Annotated in this window: 18 protein-coding genes; 10 read left to right on the top strand and 8 right to left on the bottom strand. The window is 71.1% G+C overall.

Translation table 11 applies throughout. The features are described from left to right. Positions 1-152 precede the first annotated feature (152 nt). Positions 153-3,014, top strand: coding sequence for a bifunctional [glutamate--ammonia ligase]-adenylyl-L-tyrosine phosphorylase/[glutamate--ammonia-ligase] adenylyltransferase (gene glnE, locus K4L06_RS10465; protein ID WP_221671331.1), 2,862 nt, complete (start codon positions 153-155; stop codon positions 3,012-3,014). 18 nt (positions 3,015-3,032) lie between these two features. On the opposite strand, the gene K4L06_RS10470 is transcribed toward glnE, so the two are convergent. After that, the gene (locus K4L06_RS10470) at positions 3,033-4,016 is read right to left on the bottom strand and encodes a mitochondrial fission ELM1 family protein (protein WP_221671332.1); all 984 of its coding nucleotides are present in this window, start codon (positions 4,014-4,016) and stop codon (positions 3,033-3,035) included. A 106-nt stretch (positions 4,017-4,122) separates the two neighbouring features. Between K4L06_RS10470 and K4L06_RS10475 the strand changes: the two genes are divergently transcribed. The 6 genes from K4L06_RS10475 to K4L06_RS10500 all read left to right on the top strand — a co-directional run bounded on the left by K4L06_RS10475 (position 4,123) and on the right by K4L06_RS10500 (position 8,835). Next, on the top strand, positions 4,123-4,710 hold the full coding sequence (locus K4L06_RS10475; protein WP_221671333.1) for a malonic semialdehyde reductase: 588 nt from the start codon (positions 4,123-4,125) through the stop codon (positions 4,708-4,710). A 69-nt stretch (positions 4,711-4,779) separates the two neighbouring features. After that, positions 4,780-5,358 carry a YceI family protein gene (locus tag K4L06_RS10480; RefSeq protein WP_221671334.1) on the top strand — a complete coding sequence of 193 codons (579 nt, stop codon included), beginning with the start codon at positions 4,780-4,782 and terminating at the stop codon, positions 5,356-5,358. A gap of 13 nt (positions 5,359-5,371) precedes the next feature. Further along, positions 5,372-6,082, top strand: coding sequence for a pirin family protein (locus K4L06_RS10485; RefSeq protein ID WP_221671335.1), 711 nt, complete (start codon positions 5,372-5,374; stop codon positions 6,080-6,082). Between the two features lie 81 nt (positions 6,083-6,163). Next, positions 6,164-6,367, top strand: a complete 204-nt coding sequence (locus tag K4L06_RS10490) for a zinc-finger domain-containing protein (RefSeq protein ID WP_221671336.1) — start codon at positions 6,164-6,166, stop codon at positions 6,365-6,367. 10 nt (positions 6,368-6,377) lie between these two features. Further along, a complete protein-coding gene (locus K4L06_RS10495) occupies positions 6,378-7,520 on the top strand; it encodes a glycosyltransferase (protein ID WP_221671337.1) in 1,143 nt (380 codons plus the stop codon). After that, entirely contained in the window at positions 7,501-8,835 is a 1,335-nt protein-coding gene (locus tag K4L06_RS10500) for an O-antigen ligase family protein (RefSeq protein ID WP_221673594.1), read from the top strand. Before K4L06_RS10495 ends, K4L06_RS10500 begins: the two co-directional genes overlap by 20 nt. 76 nt (positions 8,836-8,911) lie before the next feature. Here K4L06_RS10500 and lpxL read toward each other — a convergent pair whose 3' ends face one another. After that, positions 8,912-9,835, bottom strand: coding sequence for an LpxL/LpxP family Kdo(2)-lipid IV(A) lauroyl/palmitoleoyl acyltransferase (gene lpxL, locus K4L06_RS10505; RefSeq protein WP_221671338.1), 924 nt, complete (start codon positions 9,833-9,835; stop codon positions 8,912-8,914). Positions 9,836-10,034: 199 nt separating this feature from the next. On the opposite strand from lpxL, the gene waaA reads away from it, so the two are divergent. Next, positions 10,035-11,327, top strand: coding sequence for a lipid IV(A) 3-deoxy-D-manno-octulosonic acid transferase (gene waaA, locus K4L06_RS10510; RefSeq protein WP_221671339.1), 1,293 nt, complete (start codon positions 10,035-10,037; stop codon positions 11,325-11,327). A 268-nt stretch (positions 11,328-11,595) separates the two neighbouring features. On the opposite strand, the gene K4L06_RS10515 is transcribed toward waaA, so the two are convergent. From K4L06_RS10515 to K4L06_RS10525, 3 genes are all read right to left on the bottom strand, one after another. Next, a complete protein-coding gene (locus K4L06_RS10515) occupies positions 11,596-13,020 on the bottom strand; it encodes a TolC family outer membrane protein (protein ID WP_221671340.1) in 1,425 nt (474 codons plus the stop codon). A gap of 88 nt (positions 13,021-13,108) precedes the next feature. After that, entirely contained in the window at positions 13,109-13,792 is a 684-nt protein-coding gene (locus K4L06_RS10520) for a protein-L-isoaspartate O-methyltransferase (RefSeq protein ID WP_221671341.1), read from the bottom strand. 134 nt (positions 13,793-13,926) lie between these two features. Next, positions 13,927-14,586, bottom strand: a complete 660-nt coding sequence (locus K4L06_RS10525) for a TetR/AcrR family transcriptional regulator (protein WP_221671342.1) — start codon at positions 14,584-14,586, stop codon at positions 13,927-13,929. Positions 14,587-14,648: 62 nt separating this feature from the next. Here K4L06_RS10525 and K4L06_RS10530 point away from each other — a divergent pair, with 62 nt between their 5' ends. Beyond that, complete coding sequence (locus K4L06_RS10530) at positions 14,649-15,782, top strand: efflux RND transporter periplasmic adaptor subunit (RefSeq protein ID WP_255595056.1); 1,134 nt, start codon at positions 14,649-14,651, stop codon at positions 15,780-15,782. Between the two features lie 128 nt (positions 15,783-15,910). Further along, positions 15,911-19,075, top strand: coding sequence for an efflux RND transporter permease subunit (locus tag K4L06_RS10535; protein WP_221671343.1), 3,165 nt, complete (start codon positions 15,911-15,913; stop codon positions 19,073-19,075). A gap of 186 nt (positions 19,076-19,261) precedes the next feature. Here the strand turns inward: K4L06_RS10535 and glpK are convergent, their stop codons facing one another. From glpK to glpD, 3 genes are all read right to left on the bottom strand, one after another. Then, positions 19,262-20,767 carry a glycerol kinase GlpK gene (glpK, locus tag K4L06_RS10540; RefSeq protein WP_221671344.1) on the bottom strand — a complete coding sequence of 502 codons (1,506 nt, stop codon included), beginning with the start codon at positions 20,765-20,767 and terminating at the stop codon, positions 19,262-19,264. Positions 20,768-20,946: 179 nt separating this feature from the next. Further along, positions 20,947-21,666, bottom strand: coding sequence for an MIP/aquaporin family protein (locus tag K4L06_RS10545; protein ID WP_221671345.1), 720 nt, complete (start codon positions 21,664-21,666; stop codon positions 20,947-20,949). 377 nt (positions 21,667-22,043) lie between these two features. Further along, positions 22,044-23,585, bottom strand: coding sequence for a glycerol-3-phosphate dehydrogenase (glpD, locus tag K4L06_RS10550; RefSeq protein WP_221671346.1), 1,542 nt, complete (start codon positions 23,583-23,585; stop codon positions 22,044-22,046). Positions 23,586-23,857 lie beyond the last annotated feature (272 nt).

Genomic DNA, 23,857 nt, shown 5'->3' on the forward strand with positions numbered 1-23,857 from the left:
GGCGATCCGGATGCGCTGCGCCGAGCGAGGCTTGGGCCCGGCGACGGCGCCATCGGCGCCGATCGGCAGCCAAGTCCGGCGATGCGCGGATATCTCGCCTGCCGCGCGCTGCGCGCGAGGCCGCCGCAACGAGCGCATGCGATCATCGGCGCATGCCTGCATCACAGCCCTCCGCCGCCGCGTCCGATACCGCCGTCATCGATCCGCTCGCCGCTGCGCTCGCCGAGCGCGCGCTGGCGCGTTTGCGCGCCGCGTCCGCGCAGGCGCGCGATGCGCTCGAGGATCCGGGCCTGGTGGCGCGGGTGGTGCGGGTGGCGGTGGTCAGCGATTTCGCCATCGACACCCTGGTGCGGCAGCCGGCGCTGCTGCTGGCGCTGGCCGGCGACGACGGTGCCGCCGAGCCGGCGCCGCCGGAACTGCCGCCCGAACACCGCAGCGACTGGGGCACGCGCCTGCGCCGTTACCGCGCCGCCGGCTCGACCCGGTTGATCTGGCGCGACGCGCTGGGCCTGGATCGGGTCGAGGACACCCTGGCCGGCAGCACGGCCTTGGCCGAGCGCTGCCTGGACAGCGCCCTGCGCGCGCTGGAGGACGAGTTCGCCCGCCAGCGCGGCAGCGTCCGCACCCGCGACGGCGAGGCGGTACGGTTGGTGGTGTTCGGCCTGGGCAAGCTCGGCGGCGGCGAACTCAACTTCAGTTCCGACGTCGACCTGGTCTACGCCTACGAGCACGACGGCAGCACCGAGTTCGACGGCCGCGATCCGGCGCGCGCGCTCGACGCCGAGGCCTATTTCGCCCGGCTCGGCCAGCAACTGGCGCGCTTGCTCGACGAGATCACCGGCGAGGGCTTTTGCCACCGCGTCGACCTGCGCTTGCGCCCCTACGGCAACGCCGGCCGGGTGGCATGGTCGTTCACCGCGATGGAGCAGTACTTCCAGCGCGAAGGCCGCGACTGGGAACGCTACGCCTGGCAGAAGGCGCGGCCGGTGGCCGGCGACATCGAGGCCGGCGAGCGCTTCCTGGCCGCGTTGCGGCCGTTCGTGTACCGGCGTTACCTGGACTTCGGCGCGCTCGACGGGCTGCGCACGATGAAGGCGGCGATCAGCGCCGAGGTCGCGCGCAAGGAACTGGCCGACGACATCAAGCGCGGGCCGGGCGGAATCCGCGAGATCGAATTCCTGGTCCAGGCCTTGCAGCTGATCCGCGGCGGCCGCGAGCCTGAACTGCGCGGCCGCCGCTTGCAGCCGGCCTTGCGCGAGCTGGTCGCGCAACGCCAGATCGGCGAGACCGCCGGCGCCGACCTGGCCGAGGCCTATCGCTTCCTGCGCCGCCTGGAAAACCGCCTGCAGATGCTGCGCGACGCGCAGACCCATGCGCTGCCCGCGACCGCCGAGGATCGCGCGCGCATCGCCCTGGGCCTGGACTACCCCGATTGGGAGGCGCTGCAGGCGCAGCTGGCGCATCACCGCGAGCGCGTCACCGCCGAATTCGAAGCCCTGCTCGCGCCGCGCCGGCGCCGCGCCGCGCCCGACGCGCTGACCGCGTACTGGCGCGCGCTGCCGGAGGCGGGCGAGGCGGCGGTGCTGGACGAGGCCGGCTTCGAGCCGGCCGCCGACGCCGACGCGGCGCTGCGCGATTTCGCCCGCAGCCCCGGCGTGCGCGGCCTGTCGGATGCGGCGCGGGTACGCCTGGACCGGGTGTTGCCGGCCTTGCTGCACGGCGCGGCCGGGTCGACCCAGCCGATGCTCGCGCTCAAGCGCCTGCTCGCGCTGCTGCACAACGTGCTGCGCCGCAGCGCCTACCTGGCCCTGCTCGACGAACAGCCGGCGGCGCTGACCCGGTTGGTCGAAGTGGTCTCGCGCAGTGCCTTGCTGGCCGAGCGCCTGGCCTCGCATCCGCTGCTGCTCGACGAACTGCTCGATGCGCGCGTGGTCGGGCCCTTGCCGGGACGCGAGGAGTTGCTGGCGGCCTGCGCCGAAGTCGACGGCGGCGACGACGCCGAAGCGACCCTGCAGGCGCTGAACGAAGTGCGCCAGTCGCTGAGCTTCCGCATCGCCATGGCCCTGCGCGACGGCCGCCAGTCGGCCGAGGACAGCGCGCGCCAGTTGGCCTGGCTGGCCGACGGCGTGGTGGTGCGGATCCTCGCCTTGGCCGAAAGCGAAGTGGCGTCCGCGCACGGGCGCATCGCCGGCGGCCGCTTCGCCGTGCTCGGCTACGGCAGCCTCGGCGGCGAGGAACTTGGTTTCGGCTCCGACCTGGATCTGGTGTTCCTGTACGACGCACCCGCGGTCGAGGGCGGCGCCTGGTCGGACGGCGCGCGCTCGCTGGACGCGCCGCGCTGGTTCGCCCGGCTGGCGCAGAAGGTCGTCGCCCTGCTCGGCGCGGTGACCGCGGCCGGGCGTTTGTTCGACGTCGACGTGCGGTTGCGCCCGGACGGCGCCAAGGGCCTGCTGGTGTCGTCGCTGGCGAGTTTTTCCGAGTACCAGTTCGAGCGTGCCTGGACCTGGGAACACCAGGCCCTGGTGCGGGCCCGCTTCGTCGCCGGCGACGCCGGCCTGGGCGAGCGCTTCGAGGCGGTGCGCGCGCAGGCGCTGGCGCGGCCGCGCGACCCGGACAAACTGCGCGAAGAGGTCGCGGCGATGCGCGCGCGGATGCGCGCCGAGCTCGACCGCAGCGATGCGGCGCACTTCGACCTCAAGCAGGGCGAGGGCGGCCTGGTCGACCTGGAATTCCTGCTCCAGCACCGGGTGCTGGGCGATTCGGCCCAGGCGCCGGCGCTGCTGCGGCCGCGCGACACGCCGGGGCTGATCGAGGCCGCGCGTGCCGCCGGCCGGCTCGGCGATGCGCAGGCGCAGGCCCTGGCCGCGGCCCACGGCGTGCTGCTCGCGGCCGGGCTGGAATGCACCCTGGACCGGCGTCCGCGCCGGGTCGCCGAGACCGCGCCGATCCAGGCCGCGCGTGCGGCGATCGATGCGGCGATGCGCGAGCAGGGCCTGCGCGGCGCCGGATCCTGATCCGCGGCCGCGCCGCGCTCAGTCCGGCAACCGCAGCCGGCGCCGCACCTCGGCCGCGACCCGCGCGGTCTCGCGCAACGGCGTCACCGGCCAGGCGCGCAGCGAGGCGTCGAACGGCCGTACCCGGCCCAGGCCGAGCAGGCTGTCGACGAAACGCCGTGGCCGGCCGTCGATGCGCTCGACGCCGTAAGCGAACACCGGCGCATGGGTGGCCGCGGCTTCCGACAGCATGTTGACCGAGTCGGCGGTGCAGACGATGCGGTCGGCCCAGCCGAGCAGGCCGGGGTAGGGGTTGGCGCCTTCGCCGGGCTCGTACCAGGACACCCGCGGCAGTCGCGCCAGGCGCTCGCGCAGGCGCGCGCGCACCGGCGCCGGGGTGCGTCGCGAGGTGGTCGCCAGCAGGCTGCCGCCTTCGCGTTCGAGCACCGCCTGCAACTGCCCGGCGAGGTCGTCGAACGCTTTCTGGTCGAAGTCGGCGTGCGCGCTGGAGCCGCCGAGCAACAGCGCGGTGCGCGGGCCGGGCAGGGCGCCGAAAGCGGGGAAGGTCTTGCGCGCGCCGGCCAGCCACAGGTCGTCGACCGGGTTCAGGCTGCCGAGCAGGGTCACCACGTTGGCGCCGCGCAAGCCGTCGTGTTCGGGCGCGACCACCAGATCCCAGAACTGCGGATCCAGTCGCGGATCGAGAATCTGCACCGCCGCGCAATCGGCGCTGCGCAGCAGCCGGGTCGCCAGCGCGGCCTGGCGGCCGCAGCCGATCGCCAGGCGCGGCCGTGCCGCCAGGGCCTGGGCGAAGGCCGGGCCGAACGCGCCGCGCGCGCCGGGCAGGCGCCGCGGCGCCAGCCAGCGCCAGGGCGCGCGCGGGCTCAGGGTCCAGTCGGCCGTAGCGCGGCCCAGGGCCAGGGCCAGGGCATTGGCCTGGCGCTGATTGCCGGCACGGCCGTCGGTCAGGACCCAGGTTGCAGCAGTGGAACTAGTTTTGGCGGGAAAGCCGTTTTGTTGCACGAGTGTTGTTAATCCGTTCCGAAGGTGTCGGTTCTGCGGTCGGATCGAGACTCTACACTTCCCCTCCCGATCACATGCCGAGCCTGGCAGCCTCACGGAGAAAACGATGTCCCGGATCTTGACCGACGACGCGCTCGATCAGCTGTTCCGCACCGCCCGCACCCACAACGAGATCGGCGGCGAGGTCAGCGACGAGACCCTGCGCCAGCTCTACGATCTGGTGAAGTGGGCGCCGACCAGCGCCAACGGTTCGCCGGCGCGGTTCGTGTTCGTCAAGTCGGCGCAGGCCAAGGAGAAGCTGCGTCCGGCTCTGTCCGAGGGCAATCTGGCCAAGACCCTGGCCGCGCCGGTCACGGTCATCGTCGGCCACGACCTGGAGTTCTACGAAAAGCTGCCCTACCTGTTCCCGCACGCCGACGCGCGCAGCTGGTTCGCCGGCAACGACGAGTCGATCCGCACCACCGCGTTCCGCAACGGCAGCCTGCAGGGCGCCTACCTGATCCTGGCCGCGCGCGCGCTGGGGCTGGACACCGGCCCGATGTCCGGCTTCGACAACGCCAAGGTCGACGAGGCCTTCTTCGCCGGCACCCAGATCAAGTCCAACTTCCTGGTCAACCTCGGCGTCGGCCAGCCGGAAAAGCTGTTCCCGCGCTCGCCGCGCTTGCCCTTCGACGAAGCCGCGCGCATCGACTGAGGTTTGGCCGCCGCTTTGCCCGCAGTTCCCCGCAGTTCCTTCCTGTCCGCCGTTTCGAGGAGATCACCCATGAAGCGCATCCTGCTCGCCGCCGTCATCGGCTTCGCTTTCGCCGGCGCCGCCGTCGCCGCTCCGCTGACCTACAAGATCGACCCCAACCACACCGACGTCGTCGCCGGCTGGAGCCATTTCGGCTTCTCGCACCCGGTCGCCCACTTCGGCAAGGTCGACGGCAGCATCACCTACGATCCGGCCAAGCCGGCCGCGTCCTCGGTGCAGGTGACCATCCCGCTGGACGGTCTGAACTCGCACGTGCCGGACTTCGACGAACACCTCAAGAGCGCCGACTTCTTCGACGCCGCCAAGTACCCGACCATCACCTTCAAGAGCACCAAGGTCGAGGCCGCGGGCGAGAAGAAGCTCAAGGTCACCGGCGAGCTGACCGTGCACGGCGTGACCAAGCCGGCAGTGCTGGACGTCACCATCAACAAGATCGGCGAGCAGCCGATGGCCAAGCGCGCCGCGGCCGGCTTCGACGCCAGCACCACGCTCAAGCGCAGCGATTTCGGCCTGGGCAAGTACGCGCCGAACGTCAGCGACGAAGTCAGCATCCGCATCACCACCGAAGCGCTGGTGCCGAAGCAGTAATAAACTGCGCGGCATGATCATCGAACGTCCATCCGCCGCCCGCGGCCTGCTGCAGGCGGACCAGCGCGAGAGCCGCCACGCGTTTTCCTTCGGCGGCTACTACGACCCGGCATGGATGGGCTTCGGTGCCTTGCGAGTGGTGCACGAAGCCCGCGTCGGTCCCGACGCGGGCTTCGAGACGCACCGCTACGCCAACATGGACATCCTCAGCGTCGTGCTGAGCGGCGCGCTGGCCCATCCGGAACTGGACGGCGGCGGCGCGGTGCAGGCCGGGCAATGGCAGTGGATCGGCGCCGGCCACGGCCTGGCCCACGGCGCGCGCAACGCTTCGGCCGAGCAACCGTTGCACTTCCTGCAATTCTGGATCCAGCCCGATCGGCTCAATGCGCGCCCGGCTTGCGCCCGCGCCGCGCCGGCCGCGGCCGGCGAGGGCGAATGGAGCCTGCTGGCCTCGCGCGACGGCGCCGACGGCGGCCTGCCGGTGCGCCAGGACCTGCGCCTGTACGCGCTGCGCCTGGGTCGCGACGGCCGTGCCGGCTACCCGCTCGACCCCGGCCGCAGCTACTGGCTGCAGATCCTGCGCGGCGAGGTCGAGGCCAACGGCCGTCGGCTCCAGGCCGGCGACGCCCTGGGCCTGCACGGCGAAGCCGGCACGCTGGCCCTGAGCGGGCTCGGCGAAGCGCCGGCCGAGCTGGTCTGGTTCGATCTGCCGCCGCTGGCCTGAGCGGTCCCGGCCGGCCGCGTACAGCGGCGCGGGGCCGCACGCTGGTAAACTGCCCACCCGCGTCGCCACCCGTCGTTTCCCATGACCACCGCAGCCAACGCCCATCCCACCCAGGCCAACGCCGACCAGCGTTACACCGTCACCCGGGCGGACCTGCCGCTGAGCTGCCCGCTGCCGTCGATGGCGCTGTGGAACTCGCATCCGCGCGTGTACCTGCCGATCGAGGCCGAGCGCGAGTGCCAGTGCCCGTACTGCGGCGCGCACTACACCCTGGTCGACGACTGACCGCCCGCGTATGGCATCGCCGGAGCCGCGCCGGCTGACGGTGGTGCAACTGCTGCCGGCGCTGGAGTCCGGCGGGGTCGAACGCTCCACCCTGGAAATCGCCGACGCGCTGGTGCGCGCCGGCCATCGCGCGATCGTGGTTTCGGCCGGCGGCCGGCTGGTGCCGCAACTGCTCGCGCTCGGCGCCGAGCACGTCGAACTGGCGATCGGGCGCAAGTCGCCGGCGACCCTGCGCCACGTCTTCGCGCTGCGCCGGTTGTGGGCTGCGCAGAACGTGGACCTGGTGCATGCGCGCTCGCGCCTGCCGGCCTGGGTCGGCCTGCTGGCCTGGCGCGGCCTGGCCGAAGACGCGCGGCCGCGTTTCGTCACCACCGTGCACGGACTCAATTCGCCCTCGCGCTACAGCGCGGTGATGGCCCGCGGCGAACGGGTGATCTGCGTGTCCGACACGGTGCGCGAGTATGTCCTGCAGCACTACCCCGACACCGATCCGGCGCGGCTGCGGACGATTCCGCGCGGCGTCGATACGGCCGCGTTTCCGCGCGCGCCCTGGCCCGACCCGGACGCGCGCGCCTGGGCCGCGGCGGCGCATCCGGCGCTGGCCGGCGACGGCCCCTTGTTGTTGCTGCCGGGCCGCGGCACGCGCCTGAAGGGCCATGCCGATGCGCTGGCGCTGTTGGCCGCGCTGCGCGGCGAGGGCCGCGACGCGCGGCTGTGGCTGCCCGGCGCGCGCGAAGCCGGACGCGAAGCCTATATCGCCGAACTGGAACAGCAGGCGCAGGCGCTGGGCATCGCCGACGCGGTGGCCTTCGCCGCGCCGACCGATGCGATCGCGCGCGCCTACGCGGCCAGCGACCTGGTCCTGCAGTTGTCGCGCAAGCCCGAGGCCTTCGGCCGCACCGTGGTCGAGGCCTGGTCCTGCGGCCGCGCGGTGCTCGGCTGGAACCACGGCGGCGTCGGCGAGCTGCTGGCGCGTTCGCAGCCTTCCGGCGCGGTCGCGCCGTTCGACGCGCAGGCCTTGCATCGGGCCGCTTGCGAATTGCTAACGCAGACGCCGCCGGCTGTGGATACGATGGCGTTTTCCTTGCGGGCGATGCAGGAGGCCACGCTTGCCGTCTATGCCGAACTCGTCGATGGCGCCGACCGCGGCTGAGCCCGGCGCGCCCGCGCCGCCCGAGCCGCGCCACGCGATTGTGGGCTGGCGCTGGGCGCCGGCGTGGATCCTGGCCTACGTCGCGCTGCTGTTCGCGCCCGGCTACGCCGAGGGCGTGCTGACCCTCGGCGCGTTGACCGCGCTGGTCAAGCTGGCGCTGGCGCGCTTCAACACCGGCGCGCGCCTGCTCAGCGATCCGGCCTGGGCGCTGACCAGCGTATTGTTCGCCGCCTACTGGCTGCCCGAACTGGTCTCGGCGATCGATGCGGTCGACCCCGGCCGCGCCTTGCGCGAAGCCGCGGTAGACCTGCGCTATCTGCCGTTCCTGTGGCTGGTCGCGGCCGCGGTGGCTTCGCCGCAGGGGCGCCGCACCACCTTCGGCGGGCTGGCGATCATCCTCTCGGTCTGGACCGTCGACGCCCTGATCCAGTGGCTGGCCGGCACCAGCCCGTTGTTCTTCGGCATCGACGCGCTCAAGCAGGCGATCAGCGGCCACGGCATGTGCAGCGCCGCCGAGACCGCCGCCGCCGATCGCCTCAGCGGCGTGCTCGGCCCGTGCAATCTCAAGCTCGGCCAGGTCATCGCCAGCTTCTCGCCGTTCGTGCTCTACGCCGCCGGGCGCCGCTTCGGCAGCGCCGGTTGGCTGCTGGCCGCGGCCGCGGTCGGGGTGGTCGTGGTCCTGGCCGGTTCGCGCGCGTCGTGGATCACCTACGGCCTGGTGCTGCTGCTGTCGGGTTGGCGCCTGCTCGGCTGGAAGCGCCTGCTCGGGGTGTTCGCCGCCGGCGTGCTGATTCTCGGCGTGCTCGACCGCACCTCGCCGCAGGTGCACGAGCGCCTGGTGCGCACCGCGCACGTGGTCAGCGCCGACGTCGAAGGCGTCGACAACGCGCTGTCCGGCCGCACCCGGATCTGGCGCGCCGCGCTGTGCATGGTCGCCGAGCATCCGGTCAACGGCGTCGGCGCGCGCGGCTTCCGCGAAGCCTTCCCGGCCTGCGATCCGCAGCCCGGGCGCCTGACCTCCTGGGGCGAGGGCCCGGCCCTGCATGCGCACCAGTTGCTGCTGGAAGTGCTCAGCGAAACCGGCGCCTTCGGCCTGCTGATGTGGCTGGCCGGCGCCGCTTTGGCCTGGCGCGCCTGGGCCTTCGCCGACGCCCAGGCGCGCGAAGCCGCGCGACCGGCGATGCTGGCCCTGCTGGTCACCGTGTTCCCGTTCAACACCCACCTGGCGTTCTACTCGACCTTCTGGGGCGGGCTGACGCTGTTGCTGGCGGCGTTGTATGCGGGGAGCTTGTTGGCCCAGCCCAGGAACGAGTAGATAGCGGGGTAGCGGATAGGAGATAGCGGAAAGCGGCGACGCGCCTGGCCTGCGCTATCTCCGATCCGCTATCCGCTCACTTCTGCTTGTAGGGAGAGATCTCCCCGGCCGGCCGCCGCTTGAAGCGCCGGTGGATCCACAGGTACTGGCTCGGCGCCTGCCGCACCATGGCCTCGATCTGGGCGTTGACCCGGGCGCTGTCGGTAGTGGCGTCGGCGGAGGGGAAATCGGCCAGCGGCGCGCCCAGCCGCAGCACGTAGTCGGCGCCCTCGCGGCGATGGAAGAACGGCACCACCGCGCAGCCGCTGAGGCGGGCGAACTGATGGGTCGCGGTGATGGTCGCCGCCTGCACGCCGAAGAACGGCGCGAACACCGTGTCCTTGCCGCGCATGTCCTGGTCGGGCGCGTACCACAGGAAGCCGCCCTGCTTGAGGTGGCGCATCGCCGGGCGGATTTCCTCGTTGGTGAACATCGCGCTGGCGTAGCGCAGGCGGCCGCGCTTGACCGCCCACTCCATCACCGGGTTGCGGTGGCGGCGGTACATGCCGGCCAGCGGCAGGTGCTCGCACATCAGCCGGCCGCACATCTCCAGGGTCATGAAATGGCCCGAGACCATCAGCACGCCGCGGCCGGCGGCGCGGACTTCGTCCAGCCGTTCCAGGCCTTCGATCCGCACCGTGCGCCGCATCGGCGCCACCGAGCCCCACCAGGCGCGGGCGAATTCGAACAAGCCGATGCCCAGATCGCGGAAACTCTCGCGCAACAGCGCCTCGCGTTCGGCCTCGCTCTTTTCCGGGAAGCACAGCGCCAGGTTGATCCGCGCCGCGCGCCGGCGAGTGCCGGCCACGCCCAGCGCGAACGCGCCGATCCAGCCGCCGAGCAGGCGCTGCAGGCCCCACGGCAGGCGCGCGCCCAGGCACATGCCGGCCAAAGCCAGCCACATCGGCCACAGGCGCGGCGAAAGCAGGGACGGACGCGGGGGCAGGGCAGGTTCGGCCATGGCGATAGTTTATGCGGTGCGGGCGTGAATGCCGGCGCGCCGAAGGCGGCGTCGCGCTGCGCGCGCTCCGATTCCGGCGGCCCTCGGGCCGGACAACGCCGCGATCGTATCGGCCGCGCTGCGCGCGCCGCCCCGTTCCGGCCCGGCGCGGACGCCGCCTGCACGACCGAATCACCTCGCCAGCCTTTATCCTTGGCGGATGCGGAAAGACTTGATCGAGCGCCTGTTGCGCGGCCTGTATTCGGTCGCGCTGTATCTGTTGGCACCGGTCACGGTCTACCACCTGATCTGGCGCGGCTTTCGCCAGCCGGCGTATTTCCAGCGCTGGCTGGAGCGCTACGCGGTCTATCGCGGACCGGCCCAGGCCCGCACCCTGTGGCTGCATGCGGTCTCGGTCGGCGAGGTCAACGCGGCGATCCCGCTGGTGAACGCCCTGCGCCGCGGTCGCCCGGACCTGCGCCTGCTGGTCACCACCATCACCCCGACCGGTTCGGACCGGGCGCGCTCGGCCTGGGGCGATTCGGTCGAGCACGTCTACCTGCCCTACGATCTGCCCGGCGCGGTCGCGCGGTTCCTGCGCCACCACCAGCCCTGCGCGGCGCTGATCATGGAAACCGAGCTGTGGCCGAACCTGCTGTTCGGCTGCCGCGACCGCGGCATTCCCGCCTACATCCTCAATGCGCGCCTGTCCGAGCGCTCGCTGCGCGGCTATCGGGTGCTGGCGCCGCTGGTCGGACGCGCGCTGCGCACCGTGCGCACGGTCGCGGCGCAGTCGCGCGCCGACGGCGAGCGCTTCGTCCAGCTCGGCGCGCGGCCGGAGCAGGTCACCGAAACCGGCAACCTCAAGTTCGACGTCAACGTGCCCGACGCGCTGGACGAGTTCGCCGCCGAATGCCATCGCCATACCGGCGAGCGGCCGGTGTGGATCGCCGCCAGCACCCACGAGGACGAGGAAGCGGCGACCATCGCCATGCACCGGCGCCTGCGCGAGCGTTTCCCCGATCTGCTGCTGCTGTGGGCGCCGCGCCATCCCGAGCGCTTCCGGGTGGTGGCCGAGCAGGCGCGCAGCGCCGGCTGGCAGGTGTCGGCGCGTTCGCGCGCGCGCTGGCCGCAGCCGGGCGACGACGTGTTCGTGATCGACACGCTCGGTGAGCTGATGAGCTTCTACGCCTGCGCCGACGTCGCCTTCGTCGGCGGCAGCCTGCAGGCGATCGGCGGCCACAACCTGCTCGAACCGGCGGCCACCGGCACGCCGATCGTGACCGGCCCGCACCTGCACAATTTCGTCGAGATCGCCCAGCGCCTGGACGCCGCCGGCGCGCTGCGCATCGGCGCCGACGCCGATGCGGTCGAGGCCGCGGTCGAGCGCCTGCTCGCCGATCCGCGCGAACGCGCGCAGATGATCGAGGCCGGACGCGCCCTGGTCGAACTCGGCCGCGGCGCGCTGGCGCGCACCATGGCGCTGCTGCGCCCGGCGTTGCCGCCGGCGTGATCGCGCGCTTGTAGGAGCGGCGTCCCGCGGGGATTTCCTCCGGTCATAAGCCGCGACAGCCGCAGCGGTCTATTGCCGCGCTGCATCCGAAGCCCGGCCAAACGGCCAAACGTCTTGAGTGCGAACCGCACGCTGGCTTCGGCCGCTGCGCTTTCGATCACCGCTGCGGCTGTCGCGGCTTACGCCGCTCCTACAGGGGCGAGGTTCGGGCATAAAAAAACCGCCGGTGGTGCCGGCGGTTTTTCGTGTCGCGCTGCGAGCGTGAGGCTTACTGCATTCCGCTCGGCGGCGGCGCCAGGCTGGTGGCGGCATCGGCGCTCAGCAGCCGGTTGATCTCCTGCACGTCGGTCACGTCGAGCGAGCCGGCGGCCTGTTCCAGCAGCAGGCGGTTCTGCAGGTAGTTGTACTTGGCGGTGGCGTAGGCCTGCTGCGCCTGCAGCAGGGTGCGCTGGTTGTTGAGCACGTCGAGCACGGTGCGGGTACCCACTTCCAGGCCGACCTGCGAGGCGTCGTAGGCGGCCTGCGCCGAGACCAGGGCCAGGCGGCGCGCTTCGACTTCGCTGATGCCGGCGACCAGGGTCTGGTAGGCGTTGCGGGTGGTGCGCACCAACTGGCGCTTCTGCCGTTCCAGTTCGTCCTGGGCGGCGTCGCGGCGCGCCAGCGCCTGGCGCACGCCGGACTGGATCCGGCCGCCGGCGTAGATCGGCACCGTCAGTTCGATGCCGATGCTCGGGCCGTAGCTTGAGTTGCCCGGCGCATTCTGGGTGGCGCCCATGAAGGTGCGGTCGCCCCAGGTGGCGCTGTCGCTGTAGCCGCCGGTCAGGCTCAGCGTCGGCCAATGGCCGGCGCGCGCGGTTTCCACGCCGATTTCGGCGGCCTGGACCTGCAACTGCTGCGCGTGCAGCGAGGGGTTGTTCTGCACCGCGTTGTCGACCCAGCTTTCGACGTTGCGCGATTCCGGCAGCGCCGGCTTGAAGTCGGCCGGCAGCGCCTTGAGCGTGCGCACCGGCTGGCCGGTGATCTGGCTCAGCGCCTGGTAGGCGTCCTCGACCGCGTTGCGCGCGGTGATGGTGCCGGCGCGCGCGCTGTCGTACTGGGCGCGCGCTTCGTGCACGTCGGTGATCGGCGCCAGGCCCACGTCCAGGCGCTTGGAGGCGTAGTCGAACTGCTTCTGCAGCGCGGTTTCGGCGGCTTCGGCGGCGGCCAGGTTCTCGAGCTTGACCAGCACGTCGAAGTAGGCCGCCGAAGTGCGGGTGATCAGTTCCTGGTTGGCCGATTCCAGGGTGAAGTCGCTGGCCTCGCTGAGCACGTTCTGACCCTGGTAGGTCTTGATGCTGGCGCGGTTGTAGAGCATCTGGCTGGCCGACAGGCCGGACCGGCGGCTGGTGCTGTCGGACTTGAACATCGCGCCGGCCGGCAGGTCGCTGCCGTCGCCGCTGCCGCTGTTGCCCTGGCTGGTGGTGCGGCCGCGGTTCAAGCTCACGTTGCCCGACAGCGACGGAAGCAGCGCGGCGCGGGCCTGGATGCGGTCTTCCTTGGTCGCCAGGCGGTTGGCTTCGGCCGCCGACAACTGCGGGTCGCCCTGGCGCGCCAGTTCGTAGGTCTGCAGCAAGTCCTCGGCCGACGCCAGCGTCGGCAACAGGCTCAGGGCCAGGGCGAGAACGAGCGGACGGCGGATCGTGCGGCTTCCCATGCGGCTTCCTTGAGCTTGCTTGTTTTTGGGAACCCGCATGCTGGCACGCGGGTTCTTACGGGGGACTGACGTTGAGCTGACAGGACGGTCAGAACTCGAAGGCGGGCGCGGGCGCCGCGCCGACGAGATACGGCAAATCGGTTTCGAACAACGATTGGATGCGCGAAGCGTTGACTTCGTTGCGCTCGCCGGCGGTGACACGGATCGCTTCCATTGCCGGCGAGCGGCCGCGGACCACGAACAGGCGGCCGCCCGGCTGCAGCCACTGCAGCCACTGCGCCGGCAGCTCGGCGACCGCGCCGGTCACGCAGATGGCGTTGAAGCGGCGGTCGGTGCGGTAGGAGAACGCGTCCGCGTCGACCACCTGCACGTTGAGGATCGACTGCGCAGCCAGGCGCTCGCGCGCGGTCGCGGCCAGGTCGGCATGACGCTCCAGACTGACCACTTCGCGGGTCAGGCGGCCCAGGCAGGCGCTCAGGAAACCGCTGCCGGTGCCGATTTCCAGCACGTCGTCGGTCGGGTCGAGCTCCAGCGCCTGCAGGGCGCGGCCTTCGAGCACCGGCTTGAGCATGAATTCGCCGTGCGCCATCGGCAGGGCGAGGTCGGTGTAGGCCAGGTTGCGGTGCGCTTCGGCGACAAAGGCCTCACGCGGCAAATTCGCCAGCACATCGAGCACGCGCGGGTCGAGCACGTCCCACGGCCGAACCTGTTGTTCGACCATCAGTTCACGAGCCTTGGCGTAATCGAGCGTAGTCATGGGAGCGTTCTTCATGTAGCGCGGGGAATCGCGAATTCTACCGGGACCGCGCGGCCCCCGGCGGAAAAAGAATTAACCACGCCCCTGCTGGGGCTTAGTGCCGAAAGTCACCAGAACTCACGGCACCGTATGGCCTGCACGGCGGCCCGCTAGCGCCGGCCATACGCGCGCAGGAACAGGGTCACGGTCGCCTCCAGGTGGGCCCGCACCTCGTCCGGCCCCGGCGCGCCGCAGCCGAACATCAGCAGGGCGTGCGGCTCGCCCTTGGCCAGGCAGAAGAACTGCGGCGCGGCCCGCGCCACGTCGTCGATCTCCAGTTCCCCGGCCTCGACCCGGCGCTGCAGCAGGGCGCCGAATTCGTCGTGCAGGCGCTGCGGGCCGGCCTCCCAGAACATCTTCGACAGCGGCGATTGCGCCACCTGCGGCGAGCACAGCAGGCGGTGGATCTGGATCGCCTCGGGCGAGCTGATCATCTCGTAGAAGGCCGTGGCGATCGCCAGCAGGCGCTCGCGCAGCGGCGCGGCCGGGTCCGGAGCGAACATCGGCGAGGGCAGGTGCTGCTGGCAATAGGCCTGCACCGCGGCCGCGAACAGGCTGTCTTTGTCGCCGAAATGGCTGTAGACGGTCAGTTTCGAGACCCCGGCCTCGGCGGCGATCTGGTCCATGCTCACGCCGTCGAAGCCCTGGCCGAGGAACAGCCGCTTGGCCGCCTCCAGGATCGCGTTGCGCTTGCTCAGGTCCTTCGGGCGGCCGGGGCCGGCCGGCTTGGCCGGTTCGGGGGCGGGGCTGGAGGGGCGGGGCGACATCATGGTTGAATACTGGACTATCGGGTTCGTTATTTATACAGTACTGGCTAGTACATTAATTCCCGATGAGGCTCACCGCAATGCGCCACCGGATTTTTTCCGCCGCGCCCGCCGTTCCGGCGCTGCTCGGCGCGGCCCTGGCCGCGACGCTGTCGCTGACTGCCTGCAGTAAAGCCGAGCCGCAGGCCGAAGCCGCGCGGCCGGTACTGGTGACCCGCCCGGGCGCCGCCGCCAGCGCCGTGTCGGCCTTCGCCGGCGAGGTGCGGGCGCGCGAGGAAAGCCCGCTGTCGTTCCGGGTCGGCGGCAAGCTGATCGAACGCAAGGTCGATGTCGGCGCCCACGTCGCCGCCGGCCAGGTGCTGGCGGTGCTCGACGCCGGCGACCTGGACGCCCAGGCGCGCGCCGCCCAGGCCCAACTGACCGCGGCCGAGGCCGATTACGGCCGCGCCCGCGCCGACCAGGTGCGCTACGCCCAACTGGCCAAGGACCAACTGGTCAGCCGTTCGACCATGGACGCCCAGGACGCAGCGGCCAAGGCCGCGCAGGGCCAGGTCAACGCCGCCCGGGCCAACCTCGACGTCGCCCGCAACCAGTCCGCCTACACCCATCTGCGCGCGCCCAGCGCCGGGGTGATCGCCTCGCGCAGCGCCGAGGCCGGCCAGGTCGTGGCCGCCGGCCAGCAGGTGTTCGCGCTCGCCGCCGACGGCGTGCGCGAAGTCGCCTTCGCGGTGCCGGAAGGCGCGATCGCCACCTTCAAGCCCGGCCAGGAGGTTCTGGTCGAACTGTGGTCGCAGCCCGGCAAGCGTTGGCCGGCGCGGGTGCGCGAAGTCGCGCCGGCGGCCGATCCGGCCTCGCGCACCTACGCCGCACGGGTCAGCGTCGACGCGCCCGCCGGCACCCTGGAACTCGGCCAGAGCGCGCGCATCTACCTGCCCGGCGCGGCTACGCTCGGCCTCAGCGTGCCGCTGTCGGCGCTGCAGCGCACCGCCGCCGGCGGCAGCGCGGTGTTCGTCGCCGACCCGCGCAGCGGCACGGTCAAGTTGAAGCCGATCCACACCGGGCCCTACGGCGCGCAGAGCGTGCCGGTGCTGTCGGGCCTGGGCGCACAGGACTGGGTCGTCAGCGCCGGCGGCCATCTGCTGCGCGACGGCCAGAAAGTGCAGCCGGTCGACCGCGACAACCACCCGGTCGCGCGCTGAGCGGGTCGCGGCGCGCGCAGCGCCGCGATCGCGACCGCGCGACCGTCTCGCGCGCCGGCGCCGCCGGCGCACCCCAGATCCCGCTGCCGCGCCCGCGCGGCGGCCGTTGAACGAAGCGAGCCCAGCGTATGCGTTTCAACCTCTCCGAGTGGGCGCTGCGCCATCGCAGCCTGATCATCTACGCGATGCTGGTGCTGGCCGTCGCCGGCGCCATGTCCTACCTGCGCCTGGGGCGCAGCGAGGACCCGGCCTTCACCTTCAAGGTCATGGTGGTGCGCACCTTGTGGCCCGGCGCCACCGCCGAGGAGGTCTCGCGCCAGGTCACCGAGCGGATCGAGAAGAAGCTGATGGAGACCGGCCAGTACGAGTACATCCGCTCGTACTCGCGCGCCGGCGAATCGCAGGTGATGTTCGTCGCCGGCGACGCGATGCGCTCCAAGGACATCCCGCCGCTGTGGTACCAGGTGCGCAAGAAGATCGGCGACATCCGCCCGACCTTGCCCAGCGACGCGATCGGCCCGTTCTTCAACGACGAATTCGGCGACACCTTCGGCAACATCTACGCCCTGACCGGGCCCGGCTTCGACTACGCGGTGCTCAAGGACTACGCCGAGCGCGTGCAGTTGGCGCTGCAGAGCCAGACCGACGTCGGCAAGATCGAACTGTTCGGGGTCCAGGACGAGAAGATCTGGGTCGAGCTGTCGAACGTGAAGCTGTCGACCCTGGGCGTGCCCGCGCAGGCGGTGCAGGACGCGCTGAACCAGCAGAACGCGCTGGTCTCGGCCGGCTTCTTCGAAACCCCGACCAGCCGGGTGCCGATCCGGGTCGGCGGCCAGTTCACCTCGGTCGAGCAGATCCGCGACTTCCCGATCCGGGTCGGCGACCGCACCTTCCGTCTGGCCGACGTCGCCGAAGTGCGGCGCGGCTTCTCCGATCCGCCGCAGCCGCGCATGCGCTTCATGGGCGAGGACGCGATCGGCATCGGCGTGTCGATGAAGCAGGGCGGCGACATCCTCAAGCTCGGCAAGACCCTGGAGGGCGAGTTCGCGCGCCTGCAGAAGACCCTGCCGGCGGGCATGCAACTGCGCAAAGTCGCCGACCAGCCGGCCGCGGTCGAGGAATCGGTCGGCGAATTCGTGCGCGTGCTCGCCGAGGCGGTCGCGATCGTGCTGCTGGTGAGCTTCTTCTCGCTCGGCCTGCGCACCGGCCTGGTGGTCGCGCTGTCGATCCCGCTGGTGCTGGCGATGACCTTCGCGGTGATGGACTTCTTCGGCGTCGGCCTGCACAAGATCTCGCTCGGCGCGCTGGTGCTGGCGCTGGGTCTGCTGGTCGACGACGCGATCATCGCGGTGGAGATGATGGCGATCAAGATGGAGCAGGGCTTCGACCGCCTGCGCGCGGCGGCCTTCGCCTGGGACAGCACCGCCTTCCCGATGCTGACCGGCACCCTGATCACCGCCGCCGGCTTCCTGCCGATCGCCACCGCCGCCTCGAGCACCGGCGAATACACCCGCTCGCTGTTCCAGGTGGTGACCATCGCCCTGCTGGTGTCGTGGATCGCCGCGGTGGCCTTCATTCCCTTCCTCGGCGACAAGCTGCTGCCGGACTACGGCCACGCCGCGGCGCCGCCGAAGCCGGGTTCGCCGGCCGCGCGCTGGCGCGACGCGCGCAGCGCGCTGGCCCGGCGCCTGCCGATGTTCGCCAGCGTGCTGGCGCCCAAGCCGCCGATCGACGGCCACGTCCACGACCCGTACGAATCCAAGTTCTACGTCGGCTTCCGCCGCTGGGTGACCTGGTGCGTGCGCCGGCGCTGGCTGGTCATCGCGATCACCATCGCCGCCTTCGTCGGTTCGATCTTCATGTTCCGCTTCGTGCCGCAGCAGTTCTTCCCCGACTCGGTGCGTCCGGAGCTGATGGTCGACATGGAACTGGCCGAAGGCAGCTCGCTGCGCCAGACCTCCGCCCAGGCCCAGCGCCTGGAAGCGATGCTCAAGCAGCGCAAGGACCTGGCCAACTACGTCGCCTACGTCGGCACCGGTTCGCCGCGCTTCTACCTGCCGCTGGACCAGCAGCTGCCGGCGGCCAACTTCGCCCAGTTCGTGCTGATGCCCAAGGACCTGGAAGCGCGCGAAACCCTGCGTCGCTGGGTCATCGAAGAGGTGGCGCCGCGCTTCCCCGAACTGCAGCTGCGCGTGACCCGGTTGGAGAACGGCCCGCCGGTCGGCTATCCGGTGCAGTTCCGCGTCTCCGGCGAGCACATCGACCAAGTGCGCAAGATCGCCTACCAGGTGCGCGAGAAGATCCGCGCCAACCCGCACGTGGCCAACGTCAACCTGGACTGGGACGAGCCGAACAAGGTGGTACGCCTGCAGGTCGACCAGGAGCGCGCGCGCGCCCTCGGCATCAGCTCGGCACAGCTGTCGCAGTTCCTGTCCAGTTCGCTGTCGGGCTCGCACATCAGCACCTACCGCGAGAGCAACGAGCTGATCGAGATGCTGCTGCGCGGCCCGGAACAGGAGCGCCTGCAGCTGGACATGCTCGGCAGCCTGATGGTGCCGACCGGCAACGGCCGCAGCGTGCCGCTGACCCAGATCGCCACCCTCGACTACGGTTTCGAGGAAGGCATCATCTGGCACCGCGACCGCCTGCCGACCATGACCGTGCGCGCCGACATCTACGACGGCACCCAGCCGTCCAGCGCGATGGCGCAGATCTCGCCGACCCTGGACGGGCTGCGCGCGCAGCTGCCGTACGGCTATTCGATCGACATCGGCGGCAGCGTCGAGGACTCGGCGCGCGGGCAGAAGTCGATCAACGCCGGCATGCCGTTGTTCCTGTTCGCGGTGTTCACCCTGCTGATGTTGCAGCTGCGCAGCTTCTCGCGCAGCTTCATGGTGCTGCTGACCGCGCCGCTGGGCCTGATCGGGGTGACCTTGTTCCTGCTGGTGTTCCGGGTGCCGTTCGGCTTCGTCGCCATGCTCGGCACGATCGCCCTGGCCGGCATGATCATGCGCAACTCGGTGATCCTGGTCGACCAGATCGAGCAGGACCGCAGCGAGGGCCACGAGCCGTGGAAGGCGATAGTGGACGCGACCGTGCGCCGCTTCCGGCCGATCGTGCTGACCGCGCTGGCGGCGATCCTGGCGATGATTCCGCTGTCGCGCAGCGCCTTCTTCGGGCCGATGGCGGTGGCGATCATGGGCGGACTGCTGGTCGCGACCGCGCTGACCCTGCTGTTCCTGCCGGCGCTGTACGCAGCCTGGTTCAAGGTCAAGGTGCCGGCGGAGGCCTGAGCCGCGCCGGCACGATTTCGGGGTCTCTCGCCCCAGCCCCCTTCCACGTACGGGAGGGGCGTTTTTCTTCGCCGGGGCAGGCTTGCCTGCCCTCGCCAACCTTTCGGCTCTGCAGCCTTTAGCCCCTCTCCCGCGTGCGGCGACCGGAGGAAGCGCGGAGCTGAGAGGGCGTGAGGGGCTCGAGCCCTAAGCGTGCTCGACGCTGAACGCCAGCGTCGCCTCGATCGCCCGCTTCCAGCCCGCATACAGCTTCTCGCGTTCCGCGCCGAGCATCTGCGGCTCGAAGCTGCGCTCGACCTGCCACTGCTGGGCGATCTGCTCGCGGCTGTCCCAGAACCCGACCGCCAGCCCGGCCAGGTAGGCCGCGCCGAGCGCGGTGGTTTCGCTGACCCGCGGCCGCTTCAGCGGCACGTCGAGGATGTCGGCCTGGAACTGGGCGGTGAAATCGTTGCCGATCGCGCCGCCGTCGGCGCGCAGCGAGGTCAAGCGAATGCCCGAATCGGCCTGCATCGCTTCGAGCACGTCGCGGGTCTGGTAGGCCAGCGACTCCAGCACCGAACGGACGAAATGCTCCTTGCTGGTGCCGCGGGTCAGGCCGAACATCGCCCCGCGCACGTCGCTGCGCCAGTACGGCGCGCCCAGGCCGACGAAGGCCGGGACGAAATAGACTCCGTCGGTGGAGCGCGCGCGCTCGGCGTAAGCCTGCGAATCGCCGGCCTTGCCGAACAGGCGCAGGCCGTCGCGCAGCCACTGCACCGCCGAGCCGGCGACGAAAATGCTGCCTTCCAGCGCGTACTCGACCTTGCCGTCGATGCCCCAGGCGATGGTGGTGAGCAGGCCGTTGTCCGAACGCACCGCTTTCTCGCCGGTGTTCATCAGCAGGAAGCAGCCGGTGCCGTAGGTGTTCTTGGCCATCCCCGGGGCGAAGCAGGCCTGGCCGAACAGCGCCGCCTGCTGGTCGCCGGCGACGCCGCAGATCGGCACCGAATTGCTGAAGAAATGGCGCGCGCCGGTATGGGCGTAGACCTCGCTGCTGGAGCGCACTTCCGGCAGCATCGAGGCCGGCACGTCGAGCATTCTCAGCAGCTCCGGGCACCACTGGCGCTTGTGGATGTCGTACATCAGCGTGCGCGAGGCGTTGCTGTAGTCGGTGACGTGGGCGCGGTTGTCCGACAGGTTCCAGATCAGCCAGCTGTCGATGGTGCCGAACAGCAGGTCGCCGCGTTCGGCGCGCTCGCGCGCGCCCTCGACATTGTCGAGGATCCACTTGACCTTGGTTCCGGAGAAGTAGGCGTCGATCAGCAGGCCGGTGCGTTCGCGCACCAGGGGCTCGTAGCCCTCGGCCTTGAGCCGGTCGCAGATCGCCGCGGTCTGGCGCGACTGCCAGACGATGGCGTTGTGCACCGCCTGGCCGGTGTGGCGGTCCCAGACCACGGTGGTCTCGCGCTGGTTGGTGATGCCGATGCCGGCGATCTGGTCGGCGCCGACCTGGGCCTTGGTCATCACCTCGATCGCGGTGGTCTGCACGCTGGCGAGGATCTCGCGCGGATCGTGCTCGACCCAGCCCGGGCGCGGAAAGATCTGCTCGAACTCGCGCTGGGCCACGCCGACCACCGCGCCCTGGCGATCGAACAGGATCGCCCGCGAGCTGGTCGTGCCTTGGTCGATGGCCAGAATGTAGGGCTTGTCCATGTGGGTACTCGTTCGGAGGTCGGGAGTCGGGAGTCGGGAATGGGGAATCGGGAATCGGGAATCGGGAATCGGGAATCTGGGATGGGGAGTCAGGAACTGAGTGAGGGAGCCGTAAGGATCAAGCGACGCACCGCTTTACGATTCCCCATTCCCCATTCCCCATTCCCCATTCCCGCCTCTCACCCATACACAGCCTGGAACGCGAACGCCCCCAGCACCGCACCGGCGATCGGCGCGACCACCGGGACCCAGGCGTAGCCCCAGTCCGAGCCGCCCTTGCCGGCGATCGGCAGCAGCGCATGGGCCAGACGCGGGCCGAGGTCGCGTGCGGGGTTGATCGCATAGCCGGTGGGGCCGCCGAGCGACATGCCGATCACCACCACCAGCAGGCCGACGCCGAACGGTCCCAGGCCGGGAGACAGCGTGTTGGCGCCGATCGCGAGCGCAGCGAAGGTCAGCACGAAAGTGCCGATGGCCTCGGTGAGCAGGTTGGCGCGGGTGTCCCGCACCGCCGGCGCGGTGCAGAAGATCGCCAGCTTGGCGGCCGGGTCGTCGCTGAGCCGCCAGTGGGCGAGATAGCTGAGCCAGACCAGCACCGCGCCGGCGAACGCGCCGGCGAGCTGGGCGGCGACGAAGCCCGGCACCAGCGACCAGGACAGCTTGCCGATCGCCGCCAGGGCCAGGGTCAGGGCGGGATTCATGATCGCGCCGCTGGTCGGGCCGGCGATGAAGATGCCGATCAGCACCGCCAGGCCCCAGGCCGCGGTGATCACGCCCCAGCCGGCGCCCTGGGCCTTGGATCGATTGAGCAGCGCGCCGGCGACCACGCCGTTGCCGAGCAGGATCAGGATGCCGGTGGCGACGAACTCGCTGAGGTATTGCGACATCGGGGTGGGCATTGCGGTGGCTCTCCTGGGCGATGCGGCGGTTCGGGCGTACGAGGCTGGGCGGGATGTCGAAAGACTCGAGAGGCTAGGCGCGGTCCGGCAAGGTTGCGCGCGATCTGGCGCGGTCTGCTACCCGTTGCGAAACACTCTCCTGTCGTCATCAACGCGAAAGCGGGGATCCAGGGCTACACCGCGAGATGGCTCCGAAGTCTCTGCATTCCCGCCTTCGCGGGAACGACGGCAGCAACGAGCGCCGAAGCCCGGCCGGGGACGATGGCAAGCGGGAGCGCCGCTGGAGCCCGGCCGAGCATGACGGACGGCAGTCCTTCGGCGACCGGATCCGGCCAAGCCGCCCGCGCAGACATCCCGCCCTGCGGATGCGCGGCGACTCATGCCAACCCCACTTCGGCCTGCGCATCCGCCCGGCTAGCCATGCGCCGCGCCACATAGTCCTGCAGGCGTTCGACCCCGGCGGCGTCGATGCGCAGGCCGAGCTTGGAGCGTCGCCACAGGATGTCTTCGGCGGTGCGCGCCCATTCGCAGTCGACCAGGTAATCGACTTCGACCGCGTACAAGTCGGCGCCGAAGCAGGCGCCCAGGTCGTCCATGCGCGCGCAGCTCTCGAGCATGCGCAAGGCGCGGCTGCCGTAGCTGCGGCACAGGCGCAGCGCCAGCGCATCCGGCAACCACGGCCGGCGCAGACTGAAATCCTCGTGGAAGGCGTCGAAGTCGGCGCCGGGCAGGTCGCCGCCGGGCAGCGGCGCATCGCCGGTCCAGGCCGGCCGGGGCTCGCCGAGCTCCGCGGCGAGGCGGTCGCAGGCCTCTTCGGCCAGCTTGCGCGCGGTGGTCAGCTTGCCGCCGAACACGTTCAGCAGCGGCGCGCCGTCGCGGTCCAGGTCGAGCTGGTAGTCGCGGGTGATCTGCGAGGCCTGGTCGTTGTCGTCGTCGAGCAGCGGGCGCACGCCGCTGTAGCTCCAGACCACGTCGTGCGGCCGGATCGGCCGCTTGAAGTAGCGCGAGGCGGCGGCGCACAGATAGGCGGTCTCGGCCTCGTCGATGCGCGGCGCGGCCGGGTCGCCGCGATAGTCGACGTCGGTGGTGCCGATCAGGGTGTAGGCCTGCTCGTAGGGGATCGCGAACACGATGCGCCGGTCGGGCTGCTGGAAGATATACGCATGGTCGTGCTCGAACAGCCGCGGCACGACGATATGGCTGCCCTTGATCAGGCGCAGATGGCGCACGTGCGGCAGCCGCGCGACTTCGTCCAGGAAACGCGCCGCCCACGGCCCGGCGGCATTGACCAGCACACGCGCGCGCGCCTCGCGGACCCTGCCGCCGGGGCCGCGCAGGCGCACCCGCCAGCCGTCGCCCTCGCGCTGCGCGGCGACGCAGGCGGTGCGGGTCAGCACGCCGGCGCCGCGCTCGGCGGCGTCCATCGCGTTGAGCACGACCAGGCGCGCGTCCATCACCCAAGCGTCGGAGTAGACGAAACCGCGTACGAACTCGTCCTGCAGCGGACGCCCGGCGATGTGCTTGCGCAGGTTGACCGAGCGCGAACCGGGCAGGCCGCGGCCGCGGCGTCCGCCGAGGCGGTCGTACAGGAACAGGCCCAGGCGGATCAGCCAGGCCGGGCGCAGATGCGGCTGGTGCGGCAGGACGAAGCGCAGCGGCCAGATGATGTGCGGGGCCATGCGCAGCAGGCGCTTGCGCTCGGCCAGGGCCTTGCCGACCAGGGCGAACTCGTACTGCTCCAGATAGCGCAGGCCGCCGTGGATGAGCTTGGTGCTGGCGCTGGAGGTGTGCGCGGCGAGGTCGTCGCGCTCGCACAGCAGCACCGACCAACCGCGGCCGGCGGCATCGCGCGCGATCGCGGCACCGTTGATGCCGCCGCCGACCACCAGCAGGTCGACCTTGAGATCCGTTTCGGTCATGCGTTCCCGCGACTGGCTGCAGGTCGCACGTGGCCGACCCAGGTTGCGTCAGGATGATGGCACAGGCTCGTGGCGCGATTGTTGCCTGGGTTCACATCAACGGCGGGTGAGGGTTGCGCGATCGCGCGGCTGTGACGCGGGCAAAAAAATCCCGAAGCCGCCCGGCTTCGGGAAGGGGGTTACAGACGGGCCGGAGAGACCTCTTTGTAATGCGCGGTAGTCCCTGAAGCCTGCGGCTGCGCGGCGCGCGCCCCGCGGCGATTCGATGCAGC

The sequence above is a fragment of the Lysobacter sp. BMK333-48F3 genome (assembly GCF_019733395.1).
Lineage (GTDB): Bacteria > Pseudomonadota > Gammaproteobacteria > Xanthomonadales > Xanthomonadaceae > Lysobacter.